Source organism: Larkinella knui (assembly GCF_003858645.1).
Taxonomy (GTDB): Bacteria; Bacteroidota; Bacteroidia; order Cytophagales; family Spirosomataceae; genus Larkinella; species Larkinella knui.
This window is the reverse complement of the sequence record NZ_RQJP01000005.1, coordinates 1-12,047: the sequence shown is the minus strand read 5'-3', so window position 1 is coordinate 12,047 and position 12,047 is coordinate 1. Positions and strand designations below refer to the sequence as shown.

Sequence of the window (12,047 nt, the reverse complement as noted above, 5' to 3'; positions counted from 1 at the left end):
AAGGGGAAACTGTATGGGGAAAACCGGTTTTAAACTGTTTGCAAAGCGGTTTCCAGGATGGTCTGACAGGTTTGTTCATTTCCGACGCCCAGGGATCTCACCCGTTGCATTCCTGCCAGACGGATGCGTTCACGTAAGGAGTCATCAGCGAGTAATTCCTTGCAAATCCGGGCACACTCGGCGGCATCCGACCAGAAAACGGCTTCAACGCCCTCCTGATACATTCCCAGATGCTCGGACGTACGTTCGGCACAAAACAGTCCACCCGCAAAAGGAACTTCGAGGGAACGTTGCGTATGCAGATCGCGGTTGCCTTTTGACAGCATTCCAATACAAACTTTAGTGCCCTGGATGGCCGCTACATAGTCCCGACCTCCCAATCCTCCACCCCGAAAATAGGGCTTTAGTTTATTCCAGTTGGGCGACTTCTGCCAGCGTCCTCCCCATATGCTTACGGGAACGCCACTCTCAATTAACTTTAATAAAAATTCATCTCTATTTTCATAGCGCATCCACGTGCCGATGAAAGCAACTTCCGAACGAAACTGGGAAGGAATCTCTTCAAGGTTCGCATAGGGCTTATGCGCTTCTTCATCATAACTCCGGTAAACCAGTAATACTTTATTAGCGCCCAATTTGATACATTCTTCTTCCGTTTCCTTCCGCACTACGACAACTAAATCGTATAAAGGCAGTGCTTTCAATAAGGATTTAAACCGGCCGCCATCTCTTTTTCCCGTAGGATCGTCAACATTATATAGAATTACCGGAATACCAACCGACTTCAAGATCTGCAAACATTTTTTACCAATTAATTCACCGCTATCGACCCACACCAGATCAAACTTTTTATTTTCGCCCAAAATAGCAGACAACCATTCTTCTATCTTTTTTTGCAAGAAAGAATAGCCGGTGCGAAAATGGACTTTGCATAATACGAAATTGGTTAACTGATCATTACAGACTTCGTATGGATTATAACTATCAACCTCATAACCCAACCTTTTTAACGCCGAGAGTCGGTGGAAAGAAGTAGAAAAAGGATTAGTATCACCTATATATAAAATCTTCATACAAAGCGTTTTAAAAAACTTAGTTTGCGCGTAGCAAAAAGAAGCACCCAGTACAGAAGTAGCATTTGCATCCAGCCTCTTACAAAAAAGGTGTAAATATTAACAACGCTCTCCGAGAAATTGGAAACAGAAAAAAGAGTAAAGAAAAACGTAATCTCGATGTGCGCAGCCAGGCTTAAATAGGTATAATTAGTAGTACCATCTGTATAATTAAGTACAAACAGATCAACCAGGAAAAACAGAGGAATTACACCTACGGCAAGCAATAACAAATACCACCACCCAAAGGTAGCCAGGCCCGTGCCGGCAAAATGCCCTGTCCGAAATCCTCCTAATCCAAACTGGCCACCCGCCCGGTAATACAGATAGTCACCATAGGAAAAAGAATTTAACGTCAGTTTATCGATTTTTATATGGAGGAATGATAGAATTGGTGCTGGTAAGGAAGACCAGAACTTATCGATCGTATATTCGAGCATTGGTTTATCTTTCCTTCCCAATTTATAAGCCAGTTCAAGACTGGCATCGTTGTATTTTAAATTACAAAATCTGGACAAGAATATGTTATCGAAGTAAGTTTCATCCCAATCGTATTTATCACTGAAATTAATGGACTTGTAATGTTGTATAGCTTTCTTATCCTGAAAAGTCTGTAAAGTTTGCAGAATCAGTTCGGTACTGGATATGTGACTTCTCTGGGCCCGAACAATGACCATAGCCGTTCCCAGATTAGCTAACGGGCCGGTTATAATCCAGACGCCTAACAAAGCCAGAGCAAGATTTTTAAATTTAAAAATTTTGTAATCAAATTTCCCAAGTAGCAGGCCAATCAGGTAGGAAATGCCGACGGCTGTCAAACCCGTCATAAACAACCCTCTGCTATTTCCGCCCATACCTACAAACAGAAGCAGTATGGCAAAAATAAGAACTTTAAATGTCGGGCTTTTCGAAAATCTTGAACCTCCGGGGACAAATAGCGGCTTTAACAAAATGAAAAACGGAGCGTAAGCATACGGCACTAACCCCTGTAATATTTTTGCAATTGTACCTCTTTCCTGCGCCGTACCATCATAGTGATTTACACTAATAAACGTAGCAACCATGCCCGCCATTCCAAAAATTCCAATCAACCAGAGTTGAAAATCGGTGGGTGGAGTAAAAAAATAATTTCTCCTCAAAAACCCATTCATTTTATAGTACAACTTGCTTCCATGACCTTCCCGCCACGATTTGTAAAGCAAATGAGCCACTATAAATACCAGCAGAGCCAGTAGGGAATGAATAAAAACGCTGTAAGGGAATTTAAGATTAAACACCAACGGTTTACCTTCCAGCAAAGTAAACACCAAGGGCAAACAGTACTGCGTCAGGGAATATCCTAATATTATAACCGTTGAGAAAGTATAGGTAGCCAGGTTTTCTTTGGTAAGCACCAGTCTATCAACCAATCGCCAGGCAGCAACGACACTAATTATTGCAAAAACATTCTCTGCCGAAAAGAAGAACAAGCACTGTGCAATAGCGGCTACAAAGATAATTTTCCAAATCCAACGTTTGAATAAGGTTAAAAATACGCTATTTGGCAATGGTTTAATCACAATTCTCTTTTTTAGTTATTTACGCGATCTGTACTAAAGATAATTCTACGTTTTATACGGTTTTTATACTAAAGGATAGTTTTTTGAATAAGGAATTTATTTTTTGAATAGCCATATACGGCATGTTTCTATAATAGCGGACTGCGTTCCAGTATAAAGCAAGAATAGTGGCGCTAAAAATCTCCCATCTGACTGAAGGAAAATACACCATCATCGATATGCCTGCTGCGGCTATCAGGACCGATAATAACGCAATTTTAAAGACTTTGACCGGCCATTTAAGACCACTATTTGGCAACCACAAACTGGCAAATCGTATAAAGCCGATAGCAGCCACGATTTCTGCAATCAACAGTGCGATTCCGGCCCCTACGATACCAAAATATGGCATTAAGGCAAACATAGTACCTACCACCACAAGCGCGGAGATAACTGACAAGATAATCTGTTGTTTTAACCGGTTATTGCCAACAACAACGGCCATGGCGGGTTGCCCTAATGCGTAGAATAAAACCCCGATGGATAAGGTTGCGAACAGAGGGGGAAGAAATTCTATTTGGCCTTTTGTCCAGATAGAAAACAAAAATGGCGCGATCACCTGCAATACGACGACACCCGGTGCGAGGATGAATAATAAAACGAGCCAAACGGTCCCAAAGGAGGCTTCCATCTTATTTTGGTCTTTTTCCCTCAAAAACCGCATCAATTCTGGTAGTAAGGGATGTGTAATCGTTAATAAGCCTTGCTGGGCTACATTCGCAACCGTTCGCGTTGTGGAAAATGCGGTCAATCCTTTGATTCCCGAGAAAGGTAAAATGATCAGCCGAATCCCCTGTTGCCTGAAATTTTCCAGAAAATACCGGGCAGACAGACCAAAGGAGGTGATGTAATACCTAAATCCAACCCGTATTGAGTAGCGATTGGAAGTAACCCCTACTTTATTTAATAGTTTCTGGACATCGATGTATTGAAGCAATAAAAATGACACCGACGATATGCCAATTCCGATATTTGCAGATAACAGACTGCCCCCAAAAATAACAATTACTACTGAAACTATAGAATTGGAAATGGATATTAAAACATTCCACCATCCCATTCTTGGGAAGTAACCAAAAGCGCTTAACGATCGGGAAAAAAGGCCAATGACATTGGCAACAGACCATATAACCCACTGAATCATCAAAGACCATCTAATTTCATTCAATAAAGTAGGATCTTCAACTTTACCTTCTTTTAAAAGAACTTCAACATTCAGATAAAAACTCAGATAGTAGACAACGGCCGTTTCGAAAATACTGACCAGAATAATAACAAAAATGCCAGACCACAGTATATAGCCTATTTGATTTTTATTAGGCTCGCCTAGTTTTAAAAACTCGTACTCCAGAAAATCATTATACCCTCTATCCATTGTACTGAGCACATTCAATAAAGCTTGTATCGCTATCCAGACGCCATATGTTTTTATATCCCAGTAGCTTAAAAAGATAGGTACTAAAGCTATTTGAGTAAGCATTGTAACGCCAATGCCCGCCCAAGAAGCAGCCGTACCTGAAATTAATCTTTTAGTGGTTGACATGATTTATAAACTACCAAATAAGGCTAAATTTTTAAACCTGGCAGTGATTATTCATTATTGAAGTATCAATTTAAACGGGCCTGTATTTATGTATGACGCTTATTTTTATCAAAATTAGATAGTTTATCTATATTATAATTTCAAATCATGACGAACAATGGGCAGTAAATCTTTCATTAATGCTTTCTGTCCGGTGTTATTTAAATGGATTTCATCGATAAAATAAGTAGTTTTGAATCGATTAATATAAATGGGCACCCCCTGTTCTTTACAAAAATTAACTATTGCTAACCCGCCTGGATCTAGTTTATTACTTTCTAACTCCGGCTGCGTGCGGTGTAAATAAATAGAGAACGGTATTTTTAATCGTCTGGAAATGCTATCCAGTGCCGCAAAGCCTTTAATAAATTTTTCTTTTTTTTCTATCTGGTTGCCCGTTAATTTCGATAGGTCCGACTGACCTAAAATCGTTTTTTTAAGGACTGGCCAAGCCTTGGCAATTAGATTTTGCCACGCAAAAAGTTGGTTTTGGGCAGGATGGGTTGAAGCAACCCCTACAATAGGCCGAAAAGTCATTGGGTCGTATGCATCACCACTATTGGCCACCAAAAGCATCATATCTGCCTTGAAAACGCCATATTTTTTTAAATAAGCAACTGTATTGTCCGGTGACCAAGTTTTATCACTAATATTTAATACCCTAACTTTTTTACCATACTTATGAAACAATTCTTTTTCCAGCATTGTGCTTGCCAAACTATCCTGATCGATGGAATTTCCGCCATTTAGTACCGAATCACCTAGTAATAAAACAACTATCGAATCCTTTTCATTAATGGCATCACTACGCATTGAATAGGCATTGGTTACAAATCGATTTCTGTAAATAGTTACATCCTGATTTGGTTTCAACAAATATTCAAATTCATCACTTGAGTTATAAAGAGGATAGTTGGTCAATCCATAATACCGACCTACTAGCTCTACTAGAACGATAATACCTAAAATAACCAGTAACGTAATCTTTATTTTTTTCATTATTGATTTAATAGTATTTATTTCTGGCACGCGATTTGATTAAAATACTTTAGTTGATACGGCATTTAAAATATAGGAACAGTTTACCTAATTAATTCTTACGGCTTCGCCCTTTCAGTCCCATTGAAGACCTACTGTATCATAGTGAAAGGATACTTGAAATGAATTATTTTAAGTATTTTATTTAAATGGAAACGATCGTTCTTGACAAATCGACCTTTATAACCATTTGGAGAGAATCAATAAATACCGCCAGCGTTTTTCCCTGCTGGCTAATTACTTTTCCTTCAGAATCAGTAAAGCAACCGGATTTTATTTTTATTCGGTCGGCCGAAGAAAAGGTTTCTACCCGAATGTGGTTGTTATCAACTTCATTAAGCATACGCTTAATGGTATCGATTTCTGAGTCTCTTACCACCGCGGGTTTATTCATCCAGAATAAGTACCGGACAATTCCATGTACACCAAATACCTGCGCGCGTTGTTGTTCTTCAAGATTGACAAAACAGTAAGATCGAAAGAGCGGCTCTTCTACGGTTTTCACCCGGTCCGACCATTTGCGCTTCGTCTTAATTAATGGACAATACACCTCGATACCCCGTTCCCGCAATTTATCCGCTACTACTTTTTCAGTTCGGGACTTTGTATATAATACGTACCAGGACATCCTTTTGAAAACCGTTTAATTACCAGGCATTTTCATTTTCACCCACCATCGCCTTTATTGTTAGCCAACAAATCCACAAATCGAAGAGAATTGATTTCTTGCGGTTATAAAAACGGTCATACCGTACCCGGTGACGCATTTTAATTACATGATCGATTTCTCCCCGGCATCCATTTATTTGCGCCAGGCCGGTGATGCCCGGTTTTACCCGGTAGCGTTTCCGGTATTCCGGCATGGTATTCCAGAATTGGGCACTATGCTGAACGGCGTGGGGTCGGGGTCCCACAATGCTCATGTCGCCAATGAGCACATTGAGAAATTGGGGCATTTCGTCCAGGTTGGTTTTCCGCAGAAACCGACCAAGTGGTGTTACCCGATCATCGTTTTTCTTGGCTTGCTTGAATGACGCTTCCGGATCGTGCGTCATCGTTCTGAATTTCAAGCAGTTGAAAGAGGTTCCCCGGTAGCCCGTGCGCTTCTGGATGAACAATATCGGGCCTGGTGAACTCAACTTGATGAGTAGGCCAATCAGGGGAATCATCCAGATCAGGACACATAAAGTGACCAGTAAGCTGAGACAGATATCAAATGTCCGTTTTCCAAAATATCGATACGTGAAATCACCGCGCCGGTTCCGCTCCTCTGCATATACGTAAAGAGTTTGGTATTGTGAGTTGAGGCTTAGCATAAATCGTGTGAATATCTAATGAATAAGAAGTACGGTTCTGGGGTTTGTCAATGGGCACCTGTGGTATTACTAAGGCCTGGATAGGGCTTTGAATAGCGATGATAAACCGGGCATGCTAGGTTCTCTTTCCCTTTTCTATTTGTTTTTTGGTATCTCCTCCACCGTAGTACTCGCCATACCCGTAGTTGTAGTAATGGGCTTCTCCTTCACCGATTGCATTCAGAACGATGCTTAAATTCTGGAATCGCTGTTCTTTAAACAGGGCGTCTACCATTTTAAGGTGGATTTTCGGTGTATGGTCATGCCGGACCATAAAGAGCGTAACATCGGCAAAAGGGGCAATGACCTGAGAGTCGGTTACCAGACCAACAGGGGGCGAATCAACCAGGATGTAATCGAAGCGTTGCCGTAATTCCCGGAACAGCTCACCCAGTCGGGGCGAACTGAGCAGCTCCGCAGGATTGGGCAACAAGGGACCCGCCGTAATGATGAAGTAGTTTGAGTAGCCCATAATGGGTTGCAATAGTTCATCGACCGTCGCTTCGCCAAGCAGGTAATTGCTGATGCCCGCCTGATTTTCCATGTGCAGGTTTTTATGCAGCTGGGGCTTCCGCAGATCCATTTCCAGAATAACCGTGGTATGATCTACCATAGCCAGACTGGCACCCAGATTAAGCGAAATAAACGACTTGCCTTCACCGCTGATGCAGGACGTAAAAAGCAACACCTGGCTTCGCTGCTGTTCGTTCCGCAGAAAATGCAGATTGGTACGTAAAGCCCGAATCTGTTCGCCAATAACCGAACGCATCCGCGGTTTAAACACCAGATTGTCCGTGGTCACCTTGTTTCCTTTCACGATCTCGCCCAAAATAGGAACCTGCGTAAACTCTTCGACGTCAGACCGTCGCATCACCCGATCGTTCAAGGCATCTTTGATTTCGATAAACCCGATTGGCAGTAATAAACCAATGCAGCCGAAAATCAGAAAAATCGTGCTTTTGACCGGAGCAACCGGGCTTTCATCCGTTCGGGCTGCGTCAACAATCCGGCTGTCCGACACGGTTGAAGCTGCCGACAGGGCGGTTTCTTCCCGTTTCTGAAGCAGATAGGTATACAGCCCGTTTTTGATAACCTGCTGCCGCGTAATATTGAGCAGCGTTCGTTCCTTACCGGGAACGGTCCGAATCATGCCCTCCAGCCTGCGGTTATTAGTCAACAAGTGCTCCCGGCTACTGGTCAGCTGCTGGCGCATCGTCTGGATATTTTCATTAATGCTGCCTTTGATTGTTTTAATCTGACTGTCGATCGACAGGAGCATGGGGCTGTTACTGGCCATCATGCGCGACATCTCATCGCGCTTCAGTTCCAGTTCCGATACCTTGGTCAGCAAACCGGTCAGGGTCGGGTCGTTCAGCCCAATGGTAGCGGGTGCCACACTTTTGTCACCCGTCTGTCTGGCCACATACCGCTCGATGTCCGCCAACCCGCTCAGACGCATATTGACCTCATTGAGCTGGGCATCATTTTCTTTAACAGTCAACAGAAAAGTCTGAGCCTGTACGCTCAGATCCGTAATACCCTGGGTCGACTTGTAGGTTTCAACCTCCTGTTCAACTTTTGAAAGCTCGCCCGCAATCAAAGCCAGCCGTTCCTCAATGAAGTTGAGCATATTACCGGCATCCTTGTTTTTGTCAAAGATGGCTTCTTTACTATACGCATTGACCAGTTGGTTTAAAATCGCTTCGGCTTTGTCCGGCACGGTTTCCTCCATACTCAATTCCAATACGTTGGATTCTTTGGCAGCCGGTTCCACATTCAGCTTGTTCAAATAGCTGTTAACCGCTCGTGAGTGAGTAGATACGGTTACCAGAACGGGCTGCGTACTGGCCGTAATGGGTTTGAGACCAAAAACCCGCAACAATCCATAAGGCGTTTTGATGGTCTGGTTAAATGGATACGAATAGCCGTTTAATAAAAACGTCTTGTCATCAACGAATGTAAAATTCAGTTCGGTCGAGAGCAGATCAGGGTTCGATTTTTCGATAATCAACCGGATGGGTGACTCTGCGTAAATCTCCCGGTTATAGGTAGATGTTGTGTTGTAGTATTGAACGTCGAGCCCCAGGGTTTTTACCACCCGATCCATCAAGGTGTAGGACTTAAGAATTTCAATCTGATCGTCGATACTTACATTTTTATTGAAAAGATAGAGTTCTTTCATGAGGTTCTCGGCAGAAATCCCCCCCTTCTTTTCGTCCTTGATCAGCAAACTGGCGTGAACTCTGTAGACCGGAGCCTGGTAGAGCAAATACACATAAGCTGCAGCAAGGAGTGTAACTATCGAAAGCGCAAACCACGGCCAGAACCGCAGATAACGCATAAGCGTAGTCCGCAGATTGGGCTGTGGTGCAATTTCGTAAGCTTGATAAGGTGTGTATGAATTATTTACCATGGTGTTAACGAGTTATAACAATGGCTATAATCGATAAGGCACTAAGAATTATCGGTACCAATTGGTAAGTACGATCGGCATTGGCGATTCGGGCCTTGCCGGGTTCGACATATACAATATCGTTTGGGTGCAGGTTGTAAAAAGGCGACCGGAACAGATCCCGCTTCGTTAAATCGACCCGGTTGAAAGTCCGCACTCCATTTTCTTCCCGGATTACCAGCACATTCGTCCGTTGGCCAAAAATGGTAATATCGCCTGCCAGACCCAGTGCTTCGGGCAGTGTAATGTGTTCATTGGGGATGGTAAAGAGCGACGGCCGGGCCACCTCACCGGTGACCGAAATCTGAAAATTAAGGTTTCTGACGTTGACGGTCGGCTCTTTCAGGTAATCAAGAAGTTTCTGCCGGATCTGCTTGGCAGCCTGACTATTAGTCAAGCCTTGAACCGTAAACTTACCAATCAGTGGCAGCTCAATCTGGCCCTCTTCACTCACCAGATAGCCTGGCAAATAGGGTAAAGGAGTCGTAGGCGAATTTTGCATCGAGCTCGTTCCTGACATGGCCGTTATTGCCGTATACGGATTAAACAGGGCCGTTGCTTCCGGACTAAAGCTGCTCACTTGTACAGACAGCACATCCCCTACTTTGATTGTCGATATATACCGTGGAGCAAGCGCAATAGTATCTTTACCGACCCCACCTTTTTGATACAAAACCAATTTCTTACTTGAAACACAACCCGTCAGCCAAATGCACAAACCGATCAGCCAAAACCCACTCCGGACACTCAGTTTACGTTGATTCATACAGTCACTTTAATAGAATAATGATATTGATTCTGCAAAAAACCTGAGTTCTACTGTCAGACTAACTTTTCCAGGTCAATAATACGTATCAGAACTTGTTAAAAATTTGTGCAAGGTAAGTAAAATTACTCAATTCGTAAAACGAAATTATTTATGCGGATTAATTATCTAAAATACAAAATCTGCCACTCAGCTCTCCACTTGAACTCTTTAGTGGCCATAAATAGACCTTTGATGTATTAATGCATTACAAAAATAATACTTATAAATTGAATAAAAATAGAATTTTATTTTGCAAATACTTTAAGTAATTATTTAATATCTTTTATCAGACACAGATCTTAAGATTAACTGAATTCTCAGCTGGCTTAATCCACTACCACTTGCTGGATGGTGCCAGCGTATTTACTACTCAAATTTTTACCGGAATATAATTTCTACAAATTGTACTAAGTCTGGGGGCATTTGAAGTATTTTTAACCATTTTATTTGCTTGTACAATAATTTATATATACCTTGTACACTGCCCATTAAATACCGCATTTAACAGACAAGGAAAACCGGCGAATTTAATTCATCCGGTTTTCCTTACTTTATTATATGGCATTAAATTAGTTGTGCGATAATTAAAAACAGGCGCTATCAGCCCGATTAGTTGCCAAAACCGAACAGCAGGGCGGTGTAAGTAATCGGCTTGCTATGGGTAATTTTCAGAGCAGTACACAACGGCTCAAGACCGTCAGTATCACGAGCTATTTGCCGGCCTGAATCCCTTCTGTTTTTAACCGGTACTTGATTTGAAAGGAAGAATGCGAAACGGTCGACGGCGGGCATACTGAACCGCGACATGCCAGCGCAGGTTATCTACTACAAAGCGGGGAATAAGGGCATAAACTCGTCAGGCACAGAGACGCCTGCTTCCAACGGTTTATCCGCCCAAGGACACATTTGGCTGTTCGATAATACAACCGGAAGATTACTTTGATTTCAATACTTTTACGGTTTTCGATTGGCTGGCCGTACTGACCCGGAGCCACAACAAACCCGCCGACTGGCTGATGACTGGCAGCCGCTGCCGTTCAATGACTCCCGGCCACTCCACCTCGCGTTCCATAATTGTCCGGCCTTGCGCATCCGACAATTGCAATTGCAGTTGCTGGTTTTCCGCGCCCCGGATTTCAATTTCCAACACATCCGTGATAACGGGATTACCCAACACCGTTACTTCAATTCCGGCATGATCTTCGGCTGAAAGACGGGCACTTGCGCACTGATACGTCTTGGGAGAGCCTTTCAATACATAGGTACTACCCAATACGCGGGCTCGCACCAGGGCCCCGTTCTTCAGGCCCGAAGGAGCCGCAAAGTTATAAGCATGCGCTCCGTTACCCTTGCCCGCGTCTTTTAAATCGGACCGATAAATCCCGGCATCGGCACGACCCAGTATTGTGGTGGAAACCGGAGACCCGGTTTCCAGGTAAAATTCGACCGTAAGTGGCGTGTTGGGTTTATTGCGATCCCAGACCCAGCCCCGGATGCTCCCACATTCCAGTTTGTCCAGAAACCCCTCAAAATTACCAGTCACGACAGAAGTAACCGGAGCCGGATTGACGGTCAAATTGAAAGTTACACTGCCTTTTGCCCCCTGTTCGTCCGTGGCGGAATACGTTAGTGCATAGGTGCCTGCTTTGGTGGGGGTGCCACTAACCACCCGGTTTGCAGTAGCAGCACTACTACTTCGGTTGGTCGAGGCTAAACTCAGTCCACTGGGCAACTCACTTAACCCGTACGTCAGCGTGCTGCCTTCAGGATCCGTGAAAGCCGCCAGCGTTCCCGAGAAAGGCACACCTACCTGAGCGGTCAGGGGCGTCATGACGGTTGGAGTTGGTGGAATAGGCGGTTTATTAGCAGGAGGGGTCGTTGGGGTATTTGTACAGGAGACCATGGCCACGGAGGCATGGTTGACGCGTTCGAGCCGGTCGTCCTGCAGCGCCCGGCCCGTGTTCTCCAGCTGCAACTGGCACACCAGCGTGTTGTACGAGCCGCTGTTGAGATACAACCCCGCGGCACAGTTGACCGCCCGGTTGTTCTCAAAGATGCTCCCCAGAAGCGCCGGAATCTGCTCATCCTGATAATACGTCGCC

At 43.7% G+C, this 12,047-nt stretch carries 9 protein-coding genes; all 9 read right to left on the bottom strand.

The window, feature by feature from the left end; translation table 11 throughout:
* Positions 1–29 precede the first annotated feature (29 nt).
* Positions 30–1,073 carry a CgeB family protein gene (locus EHT87_RS22440; RefSeq protein WP_124908924.1) on the bottom strand — a complete coding sequence of 348 codons (1,044 nt, stop codon included), beginning with the start codon at positions 1,071–1,073 and terminating at the stop codon, positions 30–32.
* Entirely contained in the window at positions 1,070–2,671 is a 1,602-nt protein-coding gene (locus tag EHT87_RS22435; protein ID WP_124908923.1) for a hypothetical protein, read from the bottom strand. Before EHT87_RS22435 ends, EHT87_RS22440 begins: the two co-directional genes overlap by 4 nt.
* A gap of 52 nt (positions 2,672–2,723) precedes the next feature.
* Positions 2,724–4,253: a lipopolysaccharide biosynthesis protein gene (locus tag EHT87_RS22430; RefSeq protein WP_124908922.1), complete on the bottom strand. Its 1,530-nt coding sequence runs from the start codon at positions 4,251–4,253 to the stop codon at positions 2,724–2,726.
* Between the two features lie 132 nt (positions 4,254–4,385).
* Positions 4,386–5,291 (bottom strand): hypothetical protein, encoded by a 906-nt coding sequence (locus tag EHT87_RS22425; RefSeq protein WP_124908921.1) that lies wholly within the window; start codon positions 5,289–5,291, stop codon positions 4,386–4,388.
* A 184-nt stretch (positions 5,292–5,475) separates the two neighbouring features.
* Positions 5,476–5,958, bottom strand: a complete 483-nt coding sequence (locus EHT87_RS22420) for a UpxY family transcription antiterminator (RefSeq protein WP_124908920.1) — start codon at positions 5,956–5,958, stop codon at positions 5,476–5,478.
* Positions 5,959–5,977: 19 nt separating this feature from the next.
* Positions 5,978–6,646: a sugar transferase gene (locus EHT87_RS22415; RefSeq protein WP_124908919.1), complete on the bottom strand. Its 669-nt coding sequence runs from the start codon at positions 6,644–6,646 to the stop codon at positions 5,978–5,980.
* 115 nt (positions 6,647–6,761) lie between these two features.
* The gene (locus EHT87_RS22410) at positions 6,762–9,098 is read right to left on the bottom strand and encodes a GumC family protein (RefSeq protein ID WP_124908918.1); all 2,337 of its coding nucleotides are present in this window, start codon (positions 9,096–9,098) and stop codon (positions 6,762–6,764) included.
* A 4-nt stretch (positions 9,099–9,102) separates the two neighbouring features.
* Entirely contained in the window at positions 9,103–9,903 is an 801-nt protein-coding gene (locus EHT87_RS22405; protein ID WP_124908917.1) for a polysaccharide biosynthesis/export family protein, read from the bottom strand.
* Positions 9,904–10,879: 976 nt separating this feature from the next.
* Positions 10,880–12,047: putative Ig domain-containing protein (locus EHT87_RS31425; RefSeq protein WP_221622059.1), on the bottom strand; the 1,168-nt coding region annotated here is incomplete at its 5' end.